Below are 25,204 nucleotides of genomic sequence, written 5' to 3'. Positions count from 1 at the left end.
GTTCTCCGCGAAAAGTGAGCGAAAAACGCCGCAAGGCAAACAGGCACGCGCAGGGCATGAGCCCTGTGGCACCGTCTTCTTTCATCCGGACTATGACCGTCGGCTCCGGCATTGGACCGGATCTGCTGACCCCCGGCCGTGGGCCGGGGCGCTCGCGGGCTCGTGCTTGCGCACCTACCGCCGGTGGGGAATTGCACCCCGCCCTGAAGACGTTTGTGTACCGGCGAACCGGCGTGGCTAGTGTACCAGCCCGGGCTGAACGGGGTCGGATGCCACAGCTGTGACGGCCGTCGCTCGCAATTTGTAAAACTTTCATTAAAATTCCACCCCGGACGACATGAGGTCGCCACGGGCAGCCCGCTGGGGCAGGCCCGCCAAAGGACTGAAATTCACAGGAATTCCCATGCGCAAGATGCTGATCGTGGCCGCCCTGCTGGCCGCCGCCCCGCTCTCGGCTTCGGCCGACGCCCTGAGCTACACCTACGTCGAAGGCGGTTGGACGCAGGTCAAGGTTGACGACAACGCACTGGACGACCCGAAGGTCGACGGCGGCTACCTGCGTGGCTCCGTGGCCATCGCCGAACAGGTCTACGTGTTCGGTGGCTGGTCGCGCACCAGCAAGACCTACCATTACAGCGACGGCTCGCTGAAGCTGGAACTGAATCAGCCGGAGCTGGGCATCGGCTACCACATGCCGTGGACCGACCGCCTGGACTTCACCGCCGATATCGCCTGGGTGCGCCAGAGCGCTGAACTGACCGACCGTTACGACGGCTACAGCGACCGCTACAAGGACCACACCAACCTGGGCCGCGCCACCCTGGGCATCCGTGGCAAGCCGTCGCGCATGACCGAAGCCTGGGCCAAGGCCGGCTACATGGACGGCGGCAACAACTTCAAGGGCACCTGGGTCGGCACCGTCGGCGGCCAGATCAACTTCACCAAGACCTGGGGTCTGGTGGGCGAGATCTCCGGCTACCGTGACGTCACCCAGTACTCGGCCGGCGTGCGCGCCAGCTTCTGATCCAACGATCGCTCCTCGTCGTGCGATCGAACGGGCCCCGCAAGGGGCCCGTTTTTTTTGGCCGCTGCACGCCGTCACCTGGCCGCGTGGCGCCATCGAAAGTGCAGGCAGATGCGCTAGGCTTGCGCGCCTCTGGAACAGGAATACACCGTCATGAAGACCCCCACCCGTACCCTTCTGGCCAGCGTGCTGCTGTGCGCCCCGCTGTTTGCCAGCGCTGCACCGGCCCAACTGACGCCCGAGCAGGCCTTCGACCTGTACGCACGCGTGCTGCTGGAAGACGATGCGGCCGCCACGCGCACGCTCAACGACGCACTGAAGCCGGCGTTCGAAGGCCAGGACGCCGTGACCCCCAACCCGGGTGCGCTGGCCAAGGCATTGGCCGAACCCTGGCAGACGGTACTGGCCAGCACCGGCGCCAAGTCAGACGCCGCGGCCACCGAAGCGCTGTATGCCAAGGCGCTGCGTGATTCGAAGTGCCGCGCGACCAAGAGCGTGGTCGAAGACAACGAATACGTTGAAGACCAGAAGCTGGCGCGGATCACCTACAGCTGCCAGCTGCCCGACTTGGGCAAGGTCCGCCCGCTGTTCGCCGCGAGCCTTGCGTCTGACGCCAGCCCGGCCGCGCGCAAGCAGTTCACCGATGCCTACACCCAGGCACTGCAGAGTGGCGTGCGCGTGCCGGTCAGCGGCACTTTCACCCTGTACCCGGCCAAGGACAACGGCTACTGGTACAGCGGTAATTTCGATGATCTGGTGGGCACCGTAGCCGGTGCGCTGGCGCCGTTCGAGGACTGGATGCAGGATGCACAGGCGGCCAGCGCGCCGAAGGTGACCGGCATACCGGGCTGCGACCTGCTGCTGCAGCAGCACCGCGCCTGCGTGGCGAAGATCGCGCCGGACCAGATCAGCGGCGTGGATGCGATGGCCGAGGAACTGAAGGCCAAGGCGCAGGTGCAGTCGGCCGAGGAAATGACGCAGGAGTGCAAGGCACTGCGCCCGATCGCCGAGATGATGTGGACCGACGAGTGCGCGTGAGGGGGTAAACGGTAGCGCCGGGCCATGCCCGGCGACGCCCGCAACGCTGCACATTTTCAGACAAGTTGCATGGACCCGTGCAAGGAACGCCCCTGATCCTCGGGGCCCTCCTGAATTGCCCGTGTGCCGCCATGCTGAAACCCGTCTTCATCCTGCTGCTGGGCCTGCCGCTCTGGGCGGTAGCCTCCGCGCCAGCCGATCTTTCGCCGCAGGCCGAATACACGCTGCAGGCACAGGTGCTGCTGCACGACGATGGCGCGGCCCGGCAGATACTGCGCGAGCAGGGAGAGGGATACGAGCCTGCCGTTGCCCTGGAGTGGCAGTTGCTTGTGGACGATGTGCCTGCGGCACTCGCGCGGCAGGGTTCTACTGCGCCTTCCCCGGCTGCCACGCAGGCCTTTGTACAGGCACTGGCAATGCGACTGCCGAGGGTCAGCTGCGCTGCCCGGGAGTTCGTGCCGTCGGGATCGCCGGAGATCGGCCTGTACCCACTGGTCTGCCAGCATCCCGACGTGGAACCCCTCCGGCAGGAGTATCTGGCGTTGCGGGCCGCACCTGAAGCAGGGCGCCAGGCACGCATCGATACGCTCTTCCTGCGTTGGGCGGCGGTGCTGCGCGACGGACCCGATGTACCACATTGCAGTCGGGTCACCGGGTGGTACCAGGCGCGCCATGCGTTCGCCCATGCCGAGCGCGTGCATCAGCTCTACCAGACAATCCTGTGGCGATTGCTGCCGATCGAGTTGTGGCTGGGTGAACCGCTGCTGCCGCAGGAAGATGAGCTGTGTGATGACGCTTGAAGTCCGTCGGGCTCAACCCTGCACTACGTAAGCCCGTTATGCCCGCAGCAGCAACCTGATGTCTTCGCCCACCTGCCGCTGGTCGACCACACGCAGGCGGCGTTGCTGGTCCATCGCCTCGATGCCGAGACCGGCCAGCAGCGGACGACCGCTGTCGCCCAGCAGCGTGGGCGCCTGATACAGCAGCAGCTCGTCCACCCAGCCGCCGCGCAGCAAGGCACCGGCCAGCGTCGCGCCGGCTTCGGTATGCACTTCGTTGATGCCACGCTCGGCCAGCAGGGCCAGCACCGCGCCCAGGTCCAACCGCCCATCAACGCAGGGCACGCTGGCAAATTCGGCGTCGGCCGCATCCGGTGCGCTTACTGCTGCGTCATGCAGGTACAACGTCGGCGCCCCACCCTCGCGCACGCGGCTGCACTCCAGCGAGCGCAGGCGTGAATCGAGCACCACGCGCAGCGGTGGCATCACCTCGGTATCGGCCAGGCGCACGGTCAGCATCGGGTCGTCGGCAATCACGGTGTCGGCGCCGGTCAGGATCGCACCCGCACGTGCGCGCCAGTGCTGCACGTCTTCGCGCGCGGCCGCACCGGTGATCCACTTGGAGCTGCCATCGGCCATTGCGGTACGGCCATCGAGGCTGGCCGCCAGCTTCACCCGCAGCCACGGGCGGTTGCGCTCCACGCGCGACAGGTAACCCTTGTTGAGCTCGCGCGCCTGTGCCGCCATCAGCCCTTCGGCGACGTCGATGCCGGCATTGCGCAGTAGATCGAAGCCACCGCCATCGACCTTGGGGAACGGATCGCGCATCGCCGCGACCACACGCGACACGCCCGCCTCGATCAGTGCCAGCGCGCAGGGCGGCGTGCGCCCGTAGTGCGCGCAGGGTTCCAGGGTGACGTAGGCAGTGGCACCGCGGGCCTCGCTGCCGGCCTCGCGCAGCGCGAACACTTCAGCATGCGGGCCACCGGCGCGCTGGTGCCAGCCCTGCCCGACCACGCGTTCGCCATGGGCGATCACGCAGCCGACCATCGGGTTGGGGCGGGTGGTGTAGGCGGCACGCTCGGCCAGGCGCAGTGCGTTGGCCATGTGCAGGTGGTCGAGGACGGAGAACGGGGTGGTCATGCGGCCATGGTAACGCCGCCGGTGTGCATCCATGCCATCAGTGCCAACCAAGGTTGGCACCCACCAGAGCAAAGGAGATCCAGGCCATGCGTGGATGGGCAGCACCCACCAGTGGATGCGGCCATCGGTGCCAACCAAGGTTGGCATCTACCAGGGAAGAGGCGGTCAGCCCTTCTTCTTCTTGGTCAGGGCAATCACGTCGCCCAGCAGCTGCAGCTGTTCGGTACTGGACGGCAGGTCGCGTTCCAGCTTCTCGATCTCCTCGCGGAAATCGGCCACGTCCTCGAAGCTACGGTAGACCGATGCGAAGCGCACATAGCCGACGTGGTCGAGCTTGCGCAGTTCGTTCATGACGAACTCGCCGACCTTGATCGAAGGCACTTCGCGCTCTCCGCTGATGCGCAGCTGGTGGACCACGGCGCGTACCGCCGCTTCGATCTTGTCTTCGGCCACCGCACGCTTCTGCAGCGCGCGGTCGAAGCCAGCGCGGACCTTGCGCTGGTCGAACGCCTCGCGGGTGCCATCGCTCTTGACGATGGCCGGCAGCTTCAGTTCAACCGTTTCCAGGGTGCTGAAGCGCTCGCCACAGGCTTCGCATTCACGCCGACGACGGATCGTCGCGCCGTCTTCGGAGACGCGCGAGTCGATGACCCGGGTATCGGCATGTTGGCAGAAGGGGCAATGCATGGAACGCCTGGGTCAGGGAAGTACCTATTGCCACGGTCATGGCAGCGTCGCAAAGGTACCTGAGAAAGGGCCCCGCAGCAAATGCTGTCTGCGCGGAAGTGCCTGCACAGCGCGCCTGTAGCGCTCGCGGCGGGACGCTGAGCCGGTCCTGCCGACGTCAGGGACGGTCTGCCCCCAGCGCAGCCACACCAAGTGCCCCGCCATGACCAGCAACGGCGGCCCAAGCCCAAGGAACGCCGGCATCGATATCTCACCTTGCTTGAAGGTGAAGTACAGCATGACGGCGACCACGCCGAAGGCGAATCGGAACGCCTGGCTCAGCGGAATACCTGCTGGCACGGTCATGACAGAGTCGCAACAGCACTTGAGAATAGACCAACCAGCAAACTCCGCTTTACTTCACTGGCCCGCTGGATTTCGACAGCCATCGGAAGTGGCAGGCAAGGCTGATCCAGGGAGCCCCCCAACCGATTGCCAGTATCAGTAGTATCGGATCCACTCCAAAACTTGAAACTGTTATCACCAACGCGGACACAGCCTGAGCAGCTGACACTAGAAGCAGCGTCCCCAGAACTCGCGCGGCGGGTTTCAATCCATCCGGTCCGCGCATCTGCCACGTGTTTGCCAGCTGGAAAACAAGCGGGATCGCCGTCACAGAGAGCAGACCCCACATCGCAAGCAATGCAAGAAGTGCGCTGTTGTCACCGCCGTGTGCCCATACCCATAGAAACAGCAGCGAACCCAACAGGCCAGCCAACGCGCAGGGGATGGAAAAAAGAAGGCTGTGGAGAAGCAGGTAGAGGCCGTGGCGGCGGCGCCAGGATTGCATCGGGGGCTCCTTTCAGTAGTTCGGAAGACCCTAGTCCTGACGCCTGCAGCACACCATGCAATTTATCTGAAACTTCCAACCACCAGTCACACAGCGTCGGTCGCGCCCCAGCGCAACCACACCAGGTGCCCTGCCATCACCAGCAGCGGTGGGCCAAAGCCGAGGAAGGCCAATGTCGAGATCTCCCCGTGCTTGAAGGTGTAGTACAGCGTGGCGGCAACCACGCCCAATGCGGCCAGGGCACCCAGCGCCAGCCCCACCCAGGCGACAACCGGGGAATCGCGCAGGCCGGCAAGGCCACGCCACAGGAACAGGCCGCTCAGCCACAACCACGACAGCAGGCCGATGATTCCGGCGGTCGACCACAGCAGCAACAGTGTGTGCTCGTCGCCTGTCAGGTACTTACCATCCCATACGACCATCAGCCCCAGCACGGCACCCGTGCCGCCTGCCGCCGCAGTGGGCAGGCCTACCAGCAGGCCGGCGATCGCCATCCAGCGTTTGTGCAGACGCTCATCCATGCGTTCGATTTCCTTCCATGGGCCACGTCATGCGCGGCGTTTGATCCACACCAGCATCGCAGCCGGCACCAGCATCGACGGGCCCAACAGCAACAGGGTGATGCCTTCGGCGTGCACGGTGATGCCCCACCACAGCGCCAGTCCCAGCGGGGGCAAGGCGGCGAGACCGCCCGCCAGCAGCATCCACCACCAGAGGCGGTGCACGTGCAGCCCGGCACGCCCCTGCATCAGGAAACCCGCGCTGAGCCACAGCCAGGCCAGGCAGCCGGCAATGCCGGCCAGGCCCCACAGCGGCATCACCGTCACCGAGGCCAGCGTGCCATGACCGAACTGTCCCAGCCCCATCAGCAGCAGCATGGTCGCTGCCGCGCCGCCCATCGCCAGGCTGGGCAGGCCAAACAGCACCGCCAGCGCGGTGTACAGATACTTGAGGTGGCGCTCATCCATGCGCGGTTGCTCCAATGCCGGGGTCAGAGCCCTTCCCTGTGGGAAGGGATCCGCCCCCACTCCCCGATCAGCCGTAGACCGGATACTTGCGGCACTGCGCGCTGACGGCATCACGCACGCGGGCGATCACGGCGTCATCGTTCGGCGCGTCGAGCACGTCGGCGATCCAGTTGGCCAGGTCCATGCAGTCCTGTTCAACGTAACCACGGGTGGTCACCGCCGGGGTACCCAGGCGCAGGCCCGAGGTCACGAACGGCGAACGCGGGTCGTTCGGCACCGAGTTTTTGTTGACGGTGATGTGGGCCTTGCCCAGCGCGGCTTCCGCGTCCTTGCCGGACACGTCCTTGCCGATCATGTCGACCAGCATCAGGTGGTTCTGGGTGCCGCCGGAGACGATCTTGTAGCCGCGCGCGATCAGCGTGTTGGCCATCGCCTGGGCGTTCTTCACCACCTGCTGCTGGTAGGCCTTGAAGCCCGGTTCCAGCGCTTCCTTGAAGGCCACGGCCTTGCCGGCGATGACGTGCATCAGCGGACCGCCCTGGATGCCCGGGAACACGATCGACTGCAGCTTCTTGACCAGGTCTTCGTCGGCGCCCTTGGCGACGATGATGCCGCCGCGTGGGCCGCGCAGGGTCTTGTGGGTGGTCGAGGTGACCACGTGCGCGTGTTCCAGCGGGCTCGGGTAGACGCCAGCGGCAACCAGGCCGGCAACGTGGGCCATGTCGACGAACAGGTAGGCACCGACCTTGTCGGCGATGGCGCGGAAGCGCGCCCAGTCGATCACCTGCGAATAGGCCGAGAAGCCGGCCACGACCATCTTCGGCTTGTGCTCCAGGGCCAGGCGCTCGACTTCGTCGTAATCGATCAGGCCCTGGTCGTTCACGCCGTACTGCACGGCGTTGAACAGCTTGCCCGAGGCGTTGACCTTGGCACCGTGGGTGAGGTGGCCGCCATGGGCCAGGCTCATGCCGAGGATGGTGTCACCCGGCTGCAGCAGGGCGAAGTACACCGCCTGGTTGGCCTGCGAGCCGCTGTGCGGCTGCACGTTGGCGTAGTCGGCGCCGAACAGCTGCTTGAGGCGGTCGATCGCCAGCTGCTCGGCGATGTCCACGTATTCGCAGCCACCGTAGTAGCGCTTGCCCGGGTAGCCTTCGGCGTACTTGTTGGTCAGCTGGCTGCCCTGCGCTTCCATCACCGCCGGGCTGGTGTAGTTCTCGCTGGCGATCAGCTCGACGTGGTCTTCCTGGCGCTGGGTTTCAGCGGCGATGGCCTTGGCCAGTTCGGGATCGTAGGATTCGATGCGGACGTCACGCGGGAACATCGGGTACTCCAGCAGGCAGGGAAAAGGGGGTACGGCTCAGCCCCCGATTGTAGCCCCGCACCGGCCTGCTGGGGCCGAAACGGACGGGGCCGGCATCCCCGAAGGAATCCGGCCCCGTATGGTTTCGATTGCGCTGCCCCGCCGTGCCAGTAGATCCACGCCTTGCGCGGATATGACCGCCGACTCAGCGGTTGCTGAGCACGTACTGGGCGATCACACCGGTGGCGATGGCAACCAGCAGCATGTTGCCGCGGTCATCGCGGATCCAGTGGTGCCCGTAGGGCGGGCGACGCAGGTGATAGCGCGGGTAGTCGTTCACCACATAGATCGGGCCGCGGTAGTAGTCGCGGTAGCGATGGCCGACCTTCCAGCCATAGCCCGGGCCATAGGCCGGGCGGTACACCACACGCGGCGGCGCCGGGCGGTAGTAGCGGTCATGGTCGCGGTGCCACTCGCGGCGATCCTGGCGGTAGTCGCGCCGGGCCTCGCGGCGGTCGCGCTCCCAGTCACGGCGGTCGTGGCGCCACTCACGGCGATCCTCGCGCCACTCGCGGCGGTCGTGGTCGCGGCGATGATCGTTGTCGGCGAATGCCGGGGCCACGGCGCCCAGCGCCAGCACAGAGGCCACGGCGCTGGCCATTACTCGATTGATGCGCATGTCAGACCTCTGCTTGGGTGGGTGGTGAGCCCATATTGCGCATACGATCTGAACCGTTTCCGGCTGGAAACGCTTCCCGCTGCAGGACTGTGACGCAGTATTCAGGCCACGGCCAGCCCGGCGCCCTTCCCCGGGCGCGGCCCGGAACCGGTTCCGGCTATAATTGGCGGTATTCCATTTCAGTCTGTGCCCGCTGCCGCAACGGGATCTTCCCGTGACGGACCGGGCGCAGGGCCGCGCCTACGGAGACCGCATGTCCTCGCAATACATCTACACCATGAACCGCGTGTCCAAGGTGGTCCCGCCCAAGCGGCAGATCATCAAGGACATCTCGCTGTCCTTCTTCCCGGGCGCGAAGATCGGCCTGCTGGGCCTGAACGGCGCCGGCAAGTCCACCGTGCTGAAGATCATGGCCGGCGTGGACACCGATTTCGAGGGCGAAGCCCGCCCGCAGCCGGGCATCAAGGTCGGCTACCTGGCGCAGGAACCGGAGCTGGACCCGACCAAGACCGTGCGTGAAGCGGTCGAGGAAGGCGTGGGCGAAGTGCTGCAGGCCCAGGCCGCGCTGGACGCGGTGTACCTGGCCTACGCCGAGGAAGGCGCCGACTTCGACGCGCTGGCCAAGGAACAGGAGCGCCTGGAGGCGATCCTCGCCGCCGGCGACGCGCACACGCTGGAAAACCAGCTGGACGTGGCCGCCGATGCGCTGCGCCTGCCGCCGTGGGATGCCGTGGTCGGCAAGCTGTCCGGTGGTGAAAAGCGCCGCGTGGCCCTGTGCCGCCTGCTGCTGCAGAAGCCGGACATGCTGCTGCTCGACGAACCGACCAACCACCTCGACGCCGAGTCGGTGGAATGGCTGGAACAGTTCCTGGCGCGCTACACCGGCACCGTGGTGGCGGTCACCCACGATCGCTACTTCCTGGACAACGCCGCCGAGTGGATCCTGGAACTGGACCGCGGCCGCGGCATTCCGTGGAAGGGCAACTACACCGACTGGCTGACCCAGAAGGATGAGCGCCTGAAGCAGGAAGACAACCAGGAAAAGGCCCGCCAGAAGGCGATCCAGAAGGAACTGGAGTGGTCGCGCCAGAACGCCAAGGGTGGCCGCACCAAGGGCAAGGCCCGTCTGGCCCGCCTGGAAGAACTGCAGTCGGTCGATTACCAGAAGCGCAACGAGACCAATGAAATCTTCATCCCGCCGGGCGAGCGCCTGGGCAATGCGGTGATGGAGTTCAAGAACGTCTCCAAGAAGTTCGGCGACCGCCTGCTGTTCGACAACCTGAGCTTCCTGGTGCCTGCCGGCGCCATCGTCGGCATCATCGGCCCGAACGGTGCCGGTAAGTCGACCCTGTTCAAGATGATCACCGGCCAGGAAAAGCCGGATACCGGCGAGATCGTGGTCGGCCCGACCGTGAAGCTGTCCTACGTGGACCAGAGCCGCGACGCACTGGAGGGCAACCACAACGTCTTCCAGGAAATCGCGGGCGGCCTGGACATCCTCAACATCAACGGCATCGAGATCCAGTCGCGCGCCTACATCGGCCGCTTCAACTTCAAGGGCCAGGACCAGCAGAAGATGGTCGGTTCGCTGTCCGGTGGTGAGCGTGGCCGCCTGCACATGGCCAAGACCCTGCTGCAGGGTGGCAACGTGCTGCTGCTCGACGAACCGTCCAACGATCTGGACATCGAAACCCTGCGTGCGCTGGAAGATGCGCTGCTGGAGTTCCCCGGCAACACCTTCGTCATCTCGCATGACCGCTGGTTCCTGGATCGCATCGCGACCCACATCCTGGCGTTCGAAGGCGACTCGCACGTGGAGTTCTTCCAGGGCAACTACCGCGAGTACGAAGAAGACAAGCGCCGCCGCATGGGCGACGACGCTGCGCCGAAGCGCCTGCGCTTCAAGGCGCTGAAATAAGGCAACCGGAAAGGCCGCGCTCGCGCGGCCTTTCTCCTTTCGGTAGGTCACCACCGTTGGTGGTGACGCTTCAAGGCGTACCGACCAACGGTCGGTACCCACGTTCTGCATTCGGGTAGGTCACGACCGTTGGTCGTGACACCTTATCGTCGCGAGAATCTCCATGTCCCTGTTCGAGCGCCTGTTCCAGCTGCAGCAGCACGGCACCACCGTGCGTACCGAGCTGCTGGCCGGTGTCACAACCTTCCTGACGATGTCCTACATCGTCTTCGTGAACCCCGAGATCCTCGGCACCACCGGCATGGACGCGGGCGCGGTGTTCGTGGCCACCTGCCTGGCTGCTGCACTGGGTTCGGCAGTGATGGCGCTGGCCGCCAACTTCCCGGTGGGCATGGCGCCGGGCATGGGCCTGAACGCGTTCTTCGCCTTCACCGTGGTCGGTGCCGCTGGCCTGCCATGGCAACAGGCACTGGGTGCGGTGTTCATCTCCGGCCTGGTGTTCCTGGTGCTGTCGCTGACTGGCGTGCGTGCGTGGCTGGTGTCCGGCATCCCCTCGTCGCTGCGCTCGGCCATCGTGGCTGGCATCGGCCTGTTCCTGGCGATCATCGCGCTGCAGAAGTCCGGCGTGATCGTCGGCAATGAAGACACGCTGGTGGCGCTGGGCCCGTTGAACACGGCGCCGCCGCTGCTGGCACTGGCCGGCTTCCTGCTGATCGCGGTGCTGGAAGCACGCCGCATCCGCGGTGCGATCCTGATCGGCATCCTGGCGGTGACCGGTGCGGGCTGGGCATTGGGCGATGTGCAGTACCAGGGCCTGGTCTCGTTGCCGCCGAGCCTGGCACCCACCTTCCTGCAGCTGGACCTGCCGGGCCTGCTGCACCATGACGGTGGCGCACCCATCGCCGTGCTGCTGCAGGTGGTGCTGGTGTTCGTGCTGGTGGAAGTGTTCGATGCCACCGGCACGCTGTACGGCGTGGTCGGTCGCGCCGGCCTGCTGAAGCTGCCGGGCGCGCAGAAGCGTTTCGGCCGCGCGCTGCTGGCCGACAGCACCGCGATCGTGGCCGGTTCGATGCTTGGCACCAGCAGCACCACGGCCTTTGCCGAAAGCGCCTCGGGCGTGCAGGTGGGCGGCCGTACCGGCCTGACTGCATTGGTGGTGTCGGCGCTGTTCCTGGCCGCGCTGCTGTTCTCGCCGCTTGCGGCGATGGTGCCCAGCTATGCCACCGCGCCGGCACTGCTGTTCGTGGCTGGCCTGATGCTGCGTGAGCTGGTGGAAGTGGACTGGAGCGACCTGACCGAATCGGTGCCGGCCGCACTCTGTGCGCTGGCGATGCCGTTCACCTACTCGATCGCCAACGGCCTGGCGTTCGGCTTCATTGCCTATGCCGCGCTGAAGGCCGGTACCGGGCGTTGGCGCGAAGTGCATCCGGCGGTGTGGCTGGTGGCGGTGCTGTTCACCCTGCGCTACGCGCTGGAATAAGCGGCCGGCACTACCAGAGCACGCTTCGGCCCGCGACCGTGACTACCGGACGCGGGGTTCACCCGCCACGCACGGCGCTCTGGGATGATGCGGGCATGGCTCGGCCCGACCTTCCCGCGGATCCGTCTTCGCCGTTGCGCCGTCGCTTGCTGCGCGCGGCAGTGCTGGCGCCATTGGCCGGTACGCTCGCCACCCTGCCCGGCTGCTCACTGCCGGTGCAGGTGGATGGCACCTTCCTGCAACCGTGGCGCAGCCACCTGCAGTGGGGCCTGGACGACTGGCAGCGTTCCTTGAAGCTTGCGCATACGCTGGGCTGCCGGCAGCTGGTGCTGCAGTGGACCGGCATCGTCGGTGGCAGCGACGGCGACTGGTCACTGCCCGACGGCAGCCTGCAGCAGCTGTTCACCGCCGCCGGCGAGAACGGCATCCGCATCCGCGTTGGCCTGCCCTTCCAGCAACGCTGGTGGCAGGCCATCGCCGCGGACGACGCCACACTGCAGGCCTTCCTGGCCGAGAGCCTGGCGCACGCACGCAGCTGGTTGGCACAGGCACCCTGGGCACAGCAGCCAGCCTTCGGAGGCTGGTACCTGCCCTACGAACTGGAGCAGTACCACTGGGCCGATCCGGCCCGCCAGCAATGGCTGGCGCAGTGGCTGCACGGGTTGGTGCAGGCCGCCAGCGCGCGCGGCGGTGACTGTGCGATCTCCTGTTACTTCAGCCGCCTGCAGACCGATGGCAACCTGGTCACGCTGTGGCAGGCGGTGCTGGCACAGGCCACGCTGCGGCCGATGGTGCAGGATGGCGTGGGGGTGGCCGGTGCCGGCAACGTGCAGCAGCTGCAACCGCTGCTCGATCATTTCCACGCACACGGCATCGGCTTCGATGCGATCGTTGAGCTGTTCCGCGAACTGCCCGACGGCCCTGCCGACGGCAGCGGATTCAAGGGCGAAACGGCCGATGCCGCTCGCATCCAGCGGCAGTTGGCATGGGCACGCGACAGCGGCGCACAGCACGTGCTGGTCTATGCGCTGGAGCCGTGGCTGACCCAGGACACGCCGCAGGCCGCAGCGCTGCGGCGACGCTGGGGCCTGCCTCAGTAGTAGAGGATGGCGGTGGCGAACAGGCCCTTGGCGCGCTGCGTATCACCGCCGCCGATGGCCAAGCGGTACTGCACGGTCAGGTCCAGGTAGGAACGCGGCGTGTTGTAGTGGTCCTCGCGGAACCAGTAGCGCACGCCCACGCCCGGCCCTGCGCCAAGTGACCAGCTGCGCTGCGTATCGTTGAGCGCGAACGACTGCGCCGGGAACGGCGGGTAACGGATGTCGCGCACGCGCGAGCGCTGGTCCAGCCAATCGGCACCGACCACGACATAGGGTGTGACCACCCAATGCGTCTGCCCTGCACCGAAACGGAAGCTGCGGCCGGCGCGCAGTTCACCGGCAGCGAACCACTGTTCGCGATGCAGGCGGCCATTGGTCTCGCCCAGGCGCCGCACCGGCGTGCCGTTGGCATCAAGCGCGTCGAGGGTGAAGGTGGCACCATTGTCGTCCCAGGTGTATCCCCCCTGCGCGTAGCCACTGACCATCCACCACTGGTTCACATCGGTGCGCAGATCGGTGCCGTGGTAGTAGCCATAGGTCAGGTAGGACATCCAGCCGCCGGAACCACTGGCCAGCCGGTAGCGCGCCAGCGTGCTGGCTTCCAGTGGCCGGTTCAGGGCCAGCTGCAGGCGGCACTGCACTGCGGCCGATTCGGGGTAGACCTCGCCCTGGCGGGTTGCACTGCCGAGGAACTGTCGGCGCTCGATGCCAGCACTCAGACCGGTCTGGCCAAACGCGTAGCGCATGCCGAAGGACGCGATGGTGGATGGCCAGCCGGTAGTGGAACGCGAGTGACTGAGGCGCTCGGCGCGTGCACGCGCATCCGGCGTTGATTCGCCGGTGCACGGGTCCACCGCGCGGATCGATTCGTAGGTCCCGCCCTCGTCGTACAGCGTGTTGAGCAGGCGTGCGTAGAGTTCCAGCGTGCCATGCTGGTCGTTGAAGGCCGGGGGCCGCCAGAACGCTTCCAGCGTGCTGAACACCGAATCGCCGGGCGTGCTGATCGCAGCGCCGCCCACATTGGTCGCCGCCTGGCGCGCACCGCGGAAACCCGCCGAGGTGATCACGCCCCACTCGCGCGAGTAATTGGCGATGGCATTGCGTACGTTGTAGCGCTGGTGCGCATCCAGTGGCAGCTCGCCGGCATCGGCGCGATCAATGGCGCTACGCAGCAGCGTCACCGCCTGCGGATGGTCACCGTTGGCTGCGCTGGCGTAGGCCTGGTCGAGCACTACGCTTTTCGGTGCCTTTCCGGTGGCCTCGGCGGCACGGAAGTCGGCCAGTGCGCGCGCCGGTTCGTGGGCCTTCTGGTTGAGGTAGCCGCGCTGCATCAGTGCGCCCGCGTCATCAGGACGCTGCGCCAGTGCCGTATCCAGGCGCTGCCGCGCTTCGTCCTGCTGGTCACGGTTGCCCGCCGCCAGCGTGGTGGTCAGCAGGCCTTGCAGGTTCGCGTCGTCCGGTGCGAGTTGCACGGCCTGCCGCGCTTCACCGATGGCATCGGCGTAATCCTGGCGCGCGTAGGCAGCGTAGGCACGCTGTGCGGCACCGCCATCCCCCTGCAGGTCGGCCGGCACCAGTTCGCAGACGTTGCCGCTGTCCCCGGACGGGCAGTGCTGGACCGGTGCCGGGTAGGCCTCGGCGCTGATGCGGGGAGGCTCGCGACTGGCACGGGTCGCCCGGCTGCGCTGCGCGATGCCCTGCTGCAGCAGCTGCCGTGTCCGTGCATCGCCTTCACCTGCCGGTAGCGCCGCCTGCAACGGTGCCAGCAGTGCAGCTGCGCGTACCCGATCACCTGCGGCCAGCGCCGCATCCACTGCCAGCAGTCGCACGTTGCGCTGCTGCGCGGTTGATCCCGGCGTGGCAAGCGCGGCATCGAAATCCTCATTGGCCCGCAGCGTACTGCCCTGGCGCTGGCGCAGGTAGCCACGCATCACCCGGGCATTGAGATCGTTGGCGTCCGCCTGCAATGCCTGATCAGCACTGTGCTCAGCGTCGGCCAGCTGATCGCCCTGCAGCTGCGCGGTGATCAGCAGCAACCGGTATGAAGCAACGTCGGGTGCCAGTTCCACGGCGGCGTGCGCCTGCTCAATGGCGGCGGCATCCTCACCTGCGGACAGCAATTGATAGGCCTGCTGTGCCTGCAGCAGCGCGCGTTGGCGGCCCAGTGTCACGCGCCGCGCGCGCAGCGCTTCGACATTCGGTGCGCCCAGCTGCAGCGCGGTGCCGACGGCGGCGTCGGCCTGTTCGGGCTGCTGCTGAGCCTCCAGCGCCGCCACCCACAGCAGGGCCCATGCGCCCTGTTTCGGCTGCTGCCGGAACGCCTGTTCGGCCTTGCTGGCGGCGATGCCCATCTGCCCGGCGTCGTAGGCCGCATAGGCTTCGGTTGCCAGCATGTAGGCCTGCCGGTTGTTGCGGTCGGCCACCGTTGCGGGTGCACGCGGCACCGCTGTGCTACGCGCTGCACCTGTGGTCGTCCTGGGCGCAGCGGCCGCCAGCGCCGGCAAGGCCGGATCCTTCATCCCCGCGTCCAGCGCACGGCGCGCCTGCTGCTGTGCTTCTTCGCCACGACCAAGCTTCTGCAGCGCATAGATCTGCAGCAGGCGCAGCCGCACCACGTCCGGGCGCAGCCGGATCGCTTCGCTGGACTGCCGGTAGGCCGTGGGGTAATCGCCACGTTCATAGGCAGCAAACGCCTGCTCGGCGATGCGGTAGGCCGCACCGGACAGCGGCAGTGCCGCATCGGCCTGCGCCAGCACCGGCGCGGCGGCCGTGGCCAGTGCCACGGCAATGACGGTGGACAGCAGCGTGGTCTTCATGCCGGCAAGGCTCCGGGCGGCGGCGACTGCAGCGTGGCCGCACGCCGGCGCTGCTCCTGCATGGCCTGGGCCACGGCCTCTTCGGTGGTGATGCCCTGCTTGACCAGGTAGTCGCCGATGCGGCCGTCGCGCTGCGGCATGTAGTCGTCCAGTGCGATCTCGAAGCGTGCGTGATCGATCAGGCGCATTTCCACGAGCAGGTCGCCCAGCAGGGGCACGTTGTCCAGGTGCCACTGCCGTTCGCCACCGATCAGGCGCAGGCCCGCGTTGATCTCGCTTTCGCGGGCAATGCTCTGTTCGATGTGCTCGCTGCGCGTTTCCTGCTTCAGCAATGCCACGGCGTCCTCGGGCAGCGGACTGGCCACGGCCAGCCGCAGGGTGCCTTCCTGGCGCGGCGGCAGCGGCAGCATGCGCCATTGCACGCAGGCATCGGCACTGACCGGGAACTGGCAGGCACGCAGGTAATCCACGTCGATCACCGCGCGTGGCAGGTCGCCCTGGAAGGCGATGGCCTCGGCCAGGGTCTCGTCATCCAGCCAGCCCTGGGTGAGCAGGATGCGGCCCAGCGGTTGCTGGCGGCCTGCCTGCTGCTGGTCCAGCGCCTGCTGCAGGCGTTCGGGTTCCACCGCCTGCCAGGTGGTCAACAGCTCGCCCAGCTGCTTGCGGGTCTGCACCAGCTGCGCCGCATCGGGGAAGTCGTGCATGGTCTTGTCCCAGACCATGCGCTTGCCGAACAGCAGGTAGGCCAGGAACACCTTCCAGGCTCGGGCGGTGGCCATGAAATTGATCATGTTGCCGACCACCATGCGCGGGATCGACATCAACGCATGCTCCCAGCCGTACAACCGGTTGACGAAATAGAAGCGCTGCACGACCCGGGTCGCCAGCGCTGCGGTGGTCAGCAGCGCGACATTCATCTGCCAGGTACCGGCCTGGAACACGCTGGGAAACTGCATCGTCCACAGCCCGGTCATCTTCAACAGCCAGAACAGCAGCAGCTGCAGGAAGATGATGTACGCAATGATGCTGACGAACGAGGTGATGATGCCCTTGCGGTCGCGTGCCAGCAGGTACTTGGTGGCCAGCGAGCCGCGCCAGCCCAGCGACTCCCAGCTCTGCAGGCCGATGCCCAGCACCCACCGCGCCTTCTGCCGGTACGAGGCACGGAAGTTGTCGGGGAAGTACTCGCGCACGCACAGCGCCATCTGCTGGGTACGCTCGCGCACCGGCCCCCAGCCGAACCATGACGGACGGCGCACGCGGAACTGCACCGGGAAGCGGGCGAAGATCGACTGCATGCCCATCGCCGCCAGCCGCGCACCGACGTCGTAATCCTCGGTGAGGCTGTCGGTATTGAAGGGCTGGTTGTCGGTCTGCGCGCTCAGCGCCAGCAGCGCGCGCCGCGAGAAGCAGGTACCGACGCCCGCGGAGGGCACCATGCCGGACACGCTCTCGCGTACCACCAGATCCTTGGCGTGCCACTCGGCGAACTCGTCCATGTAGACGCCGGCCACCAGTTCGTACCACTCGCGGTCCAGCGAGGTGACCGGCAACTGGATCATGTCCTTGCGTGGCAGCAGGTAGTTGTAGAAGCGCAGTTCCATCGGGTGCAGCACGTCCTCGCTGTCGTGCAGGATCACGCCGGCGAATTCAATGTCGTGGCGCTTCTCGTAATCGAAGATGGCCAGGATCAACCAGTTCAGGCAGTCGGCCTTGCTGGTCGGCCCGTCGTGCGGCACCTCCACGCGGCGCAGGCGCTTGTAGCGGCGGCGCATGCGCTCCACTTCATCGATGGTCTGCTGGTCGTTGGGATAGGTGCCGACGAACACGACGTACTCGCGGTAGTCGAGCACGTTGATCATGTTCTCCACCATCTGCGCGATGACGTCGTATTCCATCCACGCCGGCACCATGATCGCCAGCGGCTGTTGCGGCCGCTGCATCAGGTCTTCCTGGGTCAGCGGCCGGTACGCTTCGCGACGCTTGATGGTGAGCGCGCGCCAGCTCTCGCGCACCCAGTACCAGACATCGATGAACAGGTCATCGAGGCTGGAGATCAGGATCAGCACGGCCACCGCCGCCGCCGTGGTTTCCAGGGCGGCGTAATAGTTGGCCAGCTGGATGTTCCAGAACAGACCGTCCACGGTGAATCAGTGCCCTGTGTTGGCGGACTTGCGGCGGCGCACCTGGGTGACGCGGGCGGCCAGCAGCGCGAACACGATCACGCCGACCAGCAGCAGCAACCAGACCATGTGCCGTTCCCACTTCGATTGCGGATTGCCATCCTGGGCAACGCGGCTTCCGTAAGGATCCTGGCGATCGAACTCGCGCACGGCATCAGTGCCGTCGAGCACCGCAAGATCACCGCGCAGCAGCCGGAACGGTGCGCCGAACGACGGTGCCTGCGCGCCCAGGTCGCTGTACAGCACCCCGAGCTGGCCGCCGGAGGTGCCGACCTGCACCACTGCGGCGCGATCCAGGCCGCCGACATCCAGCAGCGGCTGCGGCTTCCCGCCGATCAGCAGGTGGCCGTCCTTCAGGCCGGCCACATCAACACCCGACGGCGCCACACCGAAGGCCAGCCACGGCGTACCCGGGCTGACCGCCGCACCGGCATCGACCACCTTCAGCACCGACGCCTCCGGCGAGGCGCCCACTGCACTGGCCACCGCGATGACCTTGCGCAGCGATGCCGGCGCATCCTGCAGCCACGTGGCGGGCACGAACACCTGGTTGCCGCGTGACAACTGGCTGCTGGCACCGACGAAATCACTGCCCAGCGCACGCTTGGCCAGGGTCAGGTGGCTGCTGGGCAGGATCGAGACCGGATAGGCGGTGGCCGGATCGTGGCAATAGGGGCGTGCCGGCTGGCGCAGGAAGCTGACGCGGATCTCGTTGCGCGCCGACAGCGCATAGGCCGGCACCTTGGCCACCAGCCGCTGCGGCTGGCCGTTGGCCGACAACACCTTGCCCCCCAGCAGGTAATCGTTGAAATGGATCGTGGCCACCGCGCCCTGCCCGGCCGCATTGGGGGCCGCCGAGACGTCGATCACCACCTCCTCGGGCAGGCGCCCGTCGGCCGACAGCGCACCGAGGTCGAAGGTGGCGCTGCGGTCCGCGCGGGTGACGACATCCATCGTGCCGGCGATGTTGCCGAGCCGGCTCAGCAGCACCTGGTCACCGTCCAGCTTCGGCGTGCCCGCCGCGCTGACCTGCAGGCTGCGGCCCAGCGCATAGCTGCGCCACTGTTCGGCGAACAACCCGGCGACCTTGCCCGCCGCCGCCGGGTCGACCACCAGCGTCGGACGGCCGGCAACGGCCACCACGCTGACCGAGGCGGTGGTCGCGGGCTTTTCCAGGCCACCCATGTCGGTACCGCGCCACGCGGCGAACGCCGTGCCCGCGTCGGCGCCAGCGGTGGCAACCTGTGCGGCCAGCGCATCCAGTGCCGCGCGCACGCCGGCCCGCAGCGCATCGCTGCCGATCATCACATCGGCGGCCAACGGCCCGCTGTCTCGCAGCGACAGCAGCGCACCGACTTCGGCCAGATCCTTGATCGCGTATGCCCGCTCTCCTGAAGCCAGCGCTGCATAGGCCGACACGCCCTGCAGGCTGGCCGGGATGCTGATGCCGGTCAGGTCGACGCTGTCACCGACCTTGGGCAGCGCCACCACCTGCACCTGCTTGCCACCGGCCTGCAACGCGGTACCGATGCGCCAGGCCGCATCGTAGGCGGGCGCCTGCAGTGCCTTGCCATCCACCAGCAGGCGCACCTGCGGGGGCAGCGCGCCCCACGCCTTGGCCACGGTATCCACGGCGCGGCCGTCGAAGCGGTAGCTGAAACGCGAGTCCGGCGACAGCCGCAGCACGTTGGCCGGCGCGCTCTGGTCGGCACATTGGTAGTCGGACACGATCGACCACCAGCCGACGCCGACCCGCACGAAGCCGTTCTGGCGGGGTTCGCCATCGATGGCCAGCAGCTGGCTGGCATCGCCCTGGGCATCGGTGATCGAACGCGCGGCGATTGGATCGCCATCGACCGACCACAGGCCGGACGTGCGCCCGGCGTGGCCACGCACATAGCGCCCGTCCAGCTGCAGCTGCGCATCGCGGGTAGCGACGCCGGCCGGCACCGGCAGGTAGACCTCGCGCTGGCTCTCCTGCCCGCTGAGCACCAGCGGTTGGCGGAAACCGAGTTCGCGCAGGGTCATCTGCCGGTTGACCGTGCTGTCGCCGCTCCATTCGGCGAACTGGCCGGCGACGCTGTCGGCGGCATGGGCACTGCCAACCACGCCCGACAGGACGAACGCGGCGGCGGATGCAAACAGGGAAGAGCGGCCGGTCTGGGTCATGGCGTCACTTCGCGTGGATGGGAGTGGGCGGCACCGCCGCTGCGGAGGCCAGGCGAGAAGTCGGGAAGGGGCGTGCCACGCAGGGCGGCGACGATGCGCGCGCTGGCACGGCCATCGCCGTAGGGGCTGGCGTCGGGATCGAAGTGGGTCCGGTGCGGTGGTTGTGCCAGTGCCGCGTTGACCGCCGCGACAATGCGCGAGGGCGTGGTGCCGACCAGCGTCACCACACCGGCCTCGACCGCCTCCGGGCGTTCGGTGACGTCGCGCATGACCAGCACGGGCTTGGCCAGCGCCGGCGCTTCTTCCTGCACGCCACCGGAGTCGGTGAGGATGACGTCGGCGCGCTGCATCAGGCGCACGAAGCGCAGGTAGTCCTGCGGCGGCACCAGGTGCACGTTGTCGAGATGGCCGAGGTGGGCGTTGACCGGGCCCTGCACGTTCGGGTTGAGATGCACCGGGTACAGCACCTGCAGGTCCGGCCGCCGGGCCAGCTCGGCCAGCGCGCGGCAGATGTCCTCGAAGCCCTGGCCGAAGCTCTCGCGACGGTGGCCAGTGACCAGCAGCAGGCGACGATCAGGATCAAGCATGTGGAAGGGTTCGTCAGCCCGCGCACGCAACGCCGGGTCGGCATCCAGGCGCTCCACGGTCTGCTGCAGGGCATCGATGACGGTGTTGCCGGTGACCAGGATCTGCCCGCCGAGGTGTTCACCGGCCAGGTTGGCGCGCGAGCTGGGCGTGGGCGCGTACAGCTGGTGGCCGACCACATCGATCACCCGCCGGTTCATTTCCTCCGGCCACGGCCGGTTGATGTCACCGGTGCGCAGTCCGGCCTCGACATGGCCGATCGGAATGCGGTGGTGGAACGCGGCCAGCGCGGCGGTCATCGCCGTGGTGGTATCGCCGTGCACCAGCACCCGATCCGGACGGACCTGCGTGTACAGCGCGTCAAGCCGCTCGAACAGCTTCGCGCACAAGCCATTGAGGGTCTGGTTGGGCACCATGACATCGAGGTCATGGTCGGCGGTGATCTCGAACAGCGACATCACCTGGTCCAGCATTGCCCGGTGCTGGCCGGTGATGCAGACCACCGATTCGATATCCGCAGCCTCGCCCAGGGCACGCACCAGCGGCCCCATCTTGATCGCTTCCGGTCGCGTGCCGAACACCGACAGGACCTTCACCGCAGCGCTCCGGACGGACGGCGCGAGGAAATGCCAGGAGCTGTAGCCACGTCTGGATCCTTTCGGCGTTCCCGTCCAACACCCGCAGGCAGGAGACGGTCACCTCATGAGGAAACTCCAAAATCGCGACGTACATCACATTCGAATGATGGTACGCGCGTCGTGGCATTGATCTTCATCGTTGGAAGATCAAGACGCAGTCAACGCCGCCCGTGGAACGGGCGACGTTGCAGTGAAACGCAGCAGTGGCCGCAGCCTGGGTTGCCTTACTCGTACTGGATGGTGAAGGTGGCCTGGCCGTTCGCGACACCCGCACCCACCGTGCCGGCCTGGGTCTGCACATAGCGCGCGCGCAGCGGCAAGGTCATCGTGCTGGTGCCGGGGGTGGTGGTACCGATGTTGACGGTCTGGCCGAAGCGCACTTCGCGCTCGGTGCTGCCATCACGCTGGACCATCTGGATGCCGATGCGGGTGGCGCTGTTCGTCGCCGCGCTCAGCTTCAGCACGCCCGGCATGTTCGAGCTGTCCTGGTCGGCATCCAGGCGGATGCCGATCTTGCTCTGGTAGGCCGCAACATTGCTGCCCTGGCAGTTCAGGCGGATCTCGAAGTCACGATTGACCGCCTTGGAACCGACACCGGTGAAGCTGGTGTTGGGCACACTGCCGAAGTCGACGGCAATGTTCCGGCTGCCGGCCTGCACTTCGCAGGTCGGGCTGACCACGGTGGTGCCCGAGCCCTTGAAGGTCGAGGTCAGCACCGGACGACTGGCGCCATCACCGTCGAAGTAATAGGTGGTGAAGCGACCGTTCGGCGCGATCACGCCCGAGCCGGTCTGCGCGGCGGTCTTGATCAGCTGGATGCGGAAGGTGCCGCCGATCAGCGAGATGGTGGCGTTGCCGGCAAAGTTGATGGAGTGCGGATAGTAGGTCTGGATGGCGCCGGAATCGCGGAACAGGCGGATGCCCACGCCCGCAACGTCGGTTTCATACACATTGGAGAACCCGGCGACCGGCCGCCGCTGCGCTGCGTTGACGTACTCGCCGATGGAACGGCCACCGGACCAGTCGCAGCGCGCGACGCTGTTCTGCTGGGTGATCGATTCGCTGATTTCCTTGATCACGCCACCGACCGGCGTGCTGGGCAGGATCACGATCTGGCCCATGTCCATGGTCACGTCCTGCGCGGTGAACCAGCTGGACTGGATGCGGCACGACGCACTGGCCTGTTGCGCCAGCAACACACCACCGAGCACGGCCACGGCAGCCAGCGCCTTGCGGCCTCGGGAAGAAATCATCGGCATGCTGCCTCCAGCGGGATGAAGCCGGTCTTGGACGCATCGGCGCCCGCCGGAACCTGGTAATCGACGGTGCAGCGCTGGTCGGCGCCTGCGCCCCATTCCACCAGCAGGCGGCCCTGGTTCTTTTCACTGCGCACGTACAGGCGGCCGCCCTGGCTGACCATGCCCACCGGCTGGCCCTGCTCGTCCTTGACCTGCGCACCGAACGGCATGGTGCGGCCATCGGTGTTGCGCACCTGGATCAGCAGCGCGTTGCCCTTGCGGGTATCGAAGCGCAGGTAGCTGATGGCACCGGCGAACGGCGCGATCGACTGGCTGGTGCTTTCCAGCTCGACGTCGTGGGCCATGCCCTGCGGGTCGAGGGTGACGGTGTTGAGGCGGTACGGCGACACGTACGGCACCACGGCGTAGCCGCGGCCATCGACGCGCAGGCCCGGGGCGTTGCTGACGATCGCATCGCGCGCGCCCGGTGCTTCCACCAGCACCATGGTGTCGCCACGCTGCGGGGTGAAGGTGAAACCACCCGGATGCACGACCACGCTGCCATTGGCACCCACCGAAGCCTGACGGAAGTCACGCGAGTGGCTGTAGCTGGCGTTCAATGCGGAATAGCGGCTGCGGTATTCGACGTTGCCGATCGCGGTGGTGCTGCCCTCGCGGGAATCGGACAGGGCCGCGCCATAGCTGAAGTTGTTGTCGACACCGGCTGAACCGGTGATGCCAACGCGGCTGTTGTCGTAGCCCCCGCGGTCGCGCACGCCGAGATCAGCACTGAACGACACCGGGTGGGTACCACGGCCCAGCGGCACGCTCATCGACAGCAGGTACTGGGTATCCGAGCGACCGAGTACGCCCTCTTCGGTGCGCAGCGCCGAGAAGCCGTAGTTCACCGAACGCCAGGCGTTGTTGTAGCCGACCTGGTACTGCTTGGAGGTGCCGGAACGGTCGTAGAAGTCGCGCACCGAGCCGGTCACGTACAACGCGCCGCCACGACGGCCCAACGGCTGGTTCAGGGTCACCTGGAACTGGCTGCGCTGGCGACCACGGGTGGTCGGATCGATGCCACGCTTGTCCGAATCACGGCCGTACAGCGCATCCTGCAGGCTGTAGAAGCCTTCGGTCGAATAGCGGTAGGCGGCCAGGGTCAGGTTGGTCCCGGTCTCGCCGATCATGTTGCTGTAGCTCAAGCGCACGCTGGCACCGGTGTGGTTGCCGTAGTGGTCGAACGTCGTACGTGCGTGGGTGACGTCGGCGGCGAACGCGCCAACCGGCGTGGACAGGCCAACGCCGTACAGCAGCGACAGGTAGCCGTCGCTCAGTGCACTGCCGCCGTACAGCGTCAGCTGGTTGCCGATACCGCGCTGGTAGGTGCCCTGCACCAGCCACGGCTCATCGGCCAGCAGCTTGTTGCGCACCTGGCCGGCGGTCAGCGAGTAGCGCGACACGCCTTCGCGCAGCATCTGCGGCACCGAACCGAACGGCACCTTGAATTCGCGGCGGCGGCCATCGGCCTCGATCACGCTCACTTCCAGATCGCCGCCGTAGCCGGTCGGGTACAGGTCGTCGATGACGAAGCTGCCCGGCGACACGGTGGAGGAGTAGATCAGCTGCTCGTTCTGGCGCACTTCGATGCGTGCATTGGTCTCGGCGATGCCGCGCACGACCGGCGCGTAGCCGCGCAGCGAATCGGGCAGCATGCGGTCGTCGCTGGCCAGGCTGGCACCGCGGTAACCGATCGAGTCGAACAGTTCACCGGTGGTGTAGGCCTCACCGATGGTGAGCATGCCGCGCACCTGCGGAATGCCGCGCTGTGCATAGGTGGCGATGCTCTGCCAATGGCGGCCGTCGCCCTCGGACCAGGTCAGGTTCGAATCGTGGCGGAACTGCCAGCCACCCAGGTTCATGCCGGCGTTGAGGCCGAGGTAGGCACTGCGGTTGCGCTGGCCACCTTCGACACGGCTGTCGCTGTCGATGGCATTGAAGCTGTAGCCGACGAAGCCGGCATTGATGCCGCGGTCCCACAGCGCCGGGTTGACGTAACCGCGTGCCTCACGGCGCAGGAACACCTGCGGGATGCTCAGGTCGTAGCGCAGGTTGCCGCTGTCATAGACACCATAGGCATTGGCCATGCGCTGCTGGACCGGCACGCAGCTGGTCTTGTCGGTCGGCACGGACGGATCCTGCTGCAGCAGCACGGCTTCGCTGTCCACGCCCATTTCTTCCAGCATCGGCAGCGGCAGGCAGGCGTCGACACGGCCCTGCGCATCGGCCTTGAACTGCAGATCGCGACGGCCCTGCCAGGCACCGTTGACGTAGACGTCGACCCGATAGTTGCCGGCCACCATCGGGTTGCCGTTGCTGAAGGCCGCCAGGTCGACCTGCTTGGCCTGGCCAGACAGGAAGCTGGAATTGAACTGGGCCGACTCCGGTGCACGCGCATTGGCCGCACCACTCTGCGCCATCAGCGCCTGTTCGCCGAGATTGGCCGGGGCAGCCAGCGCCCATCCTGGGCAGGCCACGCCAGCAACCAGCAGGCAAAGCGCCTGATGGATCGACAATGTCAATCTGTTTCCGATCACACTGACATTCCTTCAATTCGCCGCACAGCGGCG

The 25,204-nt window shown here is 66.9% G+C and carries 20 protein-coding genes and 1 riboswitch; of the genes, 6 read left to right on the top strand and 14 right to left on the bottom strand.

What is annotated here, in order from left to right; all coding sequences use genetic code 11:
• Positions 1-69 precede the first annotated feature (69 nt).
• Positions 70-215: riboswitch (FMN riboswitch) on the bottom strand.
• A gap of 188 nt (positions 216-403) precedes the next feature.
• The 3 genes from AC13FN_RS08920 (at position 404) to AC13FN_RS08910 (ending at position 2,862) form a co-directional block, all read left to right on the top strand.
• On the top strand, positions 404-1,024 hold the full coding sequence (locus AC13FN_RS08920; protein WP_049435637.1) for a hypothetical protein: 621 nt from the start codon (positions 404-406) through the stop codon (positions 1,022-1,024).
• A 153-nt stretch (positions 1,025-1,177) separates the two neighbouring features.
• The gene (locus AC13FN_RS08915; RefSeq protein WP_313301785.1) at positions 1,178-2,062 is read left to right on the top strand and encodes a hypothetical protein; all 885 of its coding nucleotides are present in this window, start codon (positions 1,178-1,180) and stop codon (positions 2,060-2,062) included.
• Positions 2,063-2,193: 131 nt separating this feature from the next.
• A complete protein-coding gene (locus tag AC13FN_RS08910) occupies positions 2,194-2,862 on the top strand; it encodes a hypothetical protein (RefSeq protein WP_460131057.1) in 669 nt (222 codons plus the stop codon).
• A 36-nt stretch (positions 2,863-2,898) separates the two neighbouring features.
• On the opposite strand, the gene ribD is transcribed toward AC13FN_RS08910, so the two are convergent.
• The 8 genes from ribD to AC13FN_RS08870 form a co-directional block, all read right to left on the bottom strand.
• On the bottom strand, positions 2,899-3,984 hold the full coding sequence (gene ribD / locus AC13FN_RS08905; RefSeq protein WP_313301794.1) for a bifunctional diaminohydroxyphosphoribosylaminopyrimidine deaminase/5-amino-6-(5-phosphoribosylamino)uracil reductase RibD: 1,086 nt from the start codon (positions 3,982-3,984) through the stop codon (positions 2,899-2,901).
• Between the two features lie 165 nt (positions 3,985-4,149).
• On the bottom strand, positions 4,150-4,671 hold the full coding sequence (gene nrdR / locus AC13FN_RS08900) for a transcriptional regulator NrdR (protein ID WP_010481984.1): 522 nt from the start codon (positions 4,669-4,671) through the stop codon (positions 4,150-4,152).
• A gap of 36 nt (positions 4,672-4,707) precedes the next feature.
• Positions 4,708-5,016: a hypothetical protein gene (locus tag AC13FN_RS08895; RefSeq protein ID WP_482984623.1), complete on the bottom strand. Its 309-nt coding sequence runs from the start codon at positions 5,014-5,016 to the stop codon at positions 4,708-4,710.
• 49 nt (positions 5,017-5,065) lie between these two features.
• Complete coding sequence (locus AC13FN_RS08890; RefSeq protein ID WP_241885840.1) at positions 5,066-5,500, bottom strand: hypothetical protein; 435 nt, start codon at positions 5,498-5,500, stop codon at positions 5,066-5,068.
• An 86-nt stretch (positions 5,501-5,586) separates the two neighbouring features.
• Positions 5,587-6,021, bottom strand: coding sequence for a hypothetical protein (locus tag AC13FN_RS08885; RefSeq protein WP_478410619.1), 435 nt, complete (start codon positions 6,019-6,021; stop codon positions 5,587-5,589).
• A 27-nt stretch (positions 6,022-6,048) separates the two neighbouring features.
• The gene (locus tag AC13FN_RS08880) at positions 6,049-6,468 is read right to left on the bottom strand and encodes a hypothetical protein (protein WP_099560086.1); all 420 of its coding nucleotides are present in this window, start codon (positions 6,466-6,468) and stop codon (positions 6,049-6,051) included.
• Positions 6,469-6,535: 67 nt separating this feature from the next.
• Positions 6,536-7,789 carry a serine hydroxymethyltransferase gene (gene glyA, locus AC13FN_RS08875; RefSeq protein WP_482984624.1) on the bottom strand — a complete coding sequence of 418 codons (1,254 nt, stop codon included), beginning with the start codon at positions 7,787-7,789 and terminating at the stop codon, positions 6,536-6,538.
• A 184-nt stretch (positions 7,790-7,973) separates the two neighbouring features.
• Complete coding sequence (locus AC13FN_RS08870; RefSeq protein WP_197578241.1) at positions 7,974-8,447, bottom strand: RcnB family protein; 474 nt, start codon at positions 8,445-8,447, stop codon at positions 7,974-7,976.
• Between the two features lie 253 nt (positions 8,448-8,700).
• Here AC13FN_RS08870 and ettA point away from each other — a divergent pair, with 253 nt between their 5' ends.
• From ettA to AC13FN_RS08855, 3 genes are all read left to right on the top strand, one after another.
• The gene (ettA, locus tag AC13FN_RS08865; protein WP_005412220.1) at positions 8,701-10,365 is read left to right on the top strand and encodes an energy-dependent translational throttle protein EttA; all 1,665 of its coding nucleotides are present in this window, start codon (positions 8,701-8,703) and stop codon (positions 10,363-10,365) included.
• A gap of 163 nt (positions 10,366-10,528) precedes the next feature.
• Positions 10,529-11,845 carry an NCS2 family permease gene (locus AC13FN_RS08860; protein WP_005408048.1) on the top strand — a complete coding sequence of 439 codons (1,317 nt, stop codon included), beginning with the start codon at positions 10,529-10,531 and terminating at the stop codon, positions 11,843-11,845.
• Between the two features lie 95 nt (positions 11,846-11,940).
• Entirely contained in the window at positions 11,941-12,945 is a 1,005-nt protein-coding gene (locus tag AC13FN_RS08855) for a DUF4434 domain-containing protein (RefSeq protein ID WP_482984625.1), read from the top strand.
• Here the strand turns inward: AC13FN_RS08855 and AC13FN_RS08850 are convergent.
• The 6 genes from AC13FN_RS08850 to AC13FN_RS08825 all read right to left on the bottom strand — a co-directional run bounded on the left by AC13FN_RS08850 (position 12,939) and on the right by AC13FN_RS08825 (position 25,150).
• On the bottom strand, positions 12,939-15,761 hold the full coding sequence (locus tag AC13FN_RS08850; protein ID WP_482984626.1) for an NfrA family protein: 2,823 nt from the start codon (positions 15,759-15,761) through the stop codon (positions 12,939-12,941). The genes AC13FN_RS08855 and AC13FN_RS08850 overlap by 7 nt on opposite strands.
• Entirely contained in the window at positions 15,758-17,905 is a 2,148-nt protein-coding gene (locus AC13FN_RS08845) for a glycosyl transferase family protein (protein ID WP_010481996.1), read from the bottom strand. Before AC13FN_RS08845 ends, AC13FN_RS08850 begins: the two co-directional genes overlap by 4 nt.
• Positions 17,906-17,911: 6 nt before the next feature.
• Positions 17,912-20,113: a membrane protein gene (locus AC13FN_RS08840; protein ID WP_049435646.1), complete on the bottom strand. Its 2,202-nt coding sequence runs from the start codon at positions 20,111-20,113 to the stop codon at positions 17,912-17,914.
• Positions 20,110-21,294, bottom strand: coding sequence for a non-hydrolyzing UDP-N-acetylglucosamine 2-epimerase (gene wecB, locus AC13FN_RS08835; protein ID WP_049435647.1), 1,185 nt, complete (start codon positions 21,292-21,294; stop codon positions 20,110-20,112). Before wecB ends, AC13FN_RS08840 begins: the two co-directional genes overlap by 4 nt.
• Before the next feature lie 266 nt (positions 21,295-21,560).
• Positions 21,561-22,595, bottom strand: a complete 1,035-nt coding sequence (locus AC13FN_RS08830; RefSeq protein ID WP_054170994.1) for a fimbrial protein — start codon at positions 22,593-22,595, stop codon at positions 21,561-21,563.
• Positions 22,586-25,150 carry a fimbria/pilus outer membrane usher protein gene (locus tag AC13FN_RS08825; protein WP_197643523.1) on the bottom strand — a complete coding sequence of 855 codons (2,565 nt, stop codon included), beginning with the start codon at positions 25,148-25,150 and terminating at the stop codon, positions 22,586-22,588. Before AC13FN_RS08825 ends, AC13FN_RS08830 begins: the two co-directional genes overlap by 10 nt.
• Positions 25,151-25,204 lie beyond the last annotated feature (54 nt).

Source organism: Stenotrophomonas sp. 115C5 (assembly GCF_056861055.1).
This window is presented reverse-complemented; position numbering and strand designations above follow the sequence as displayed.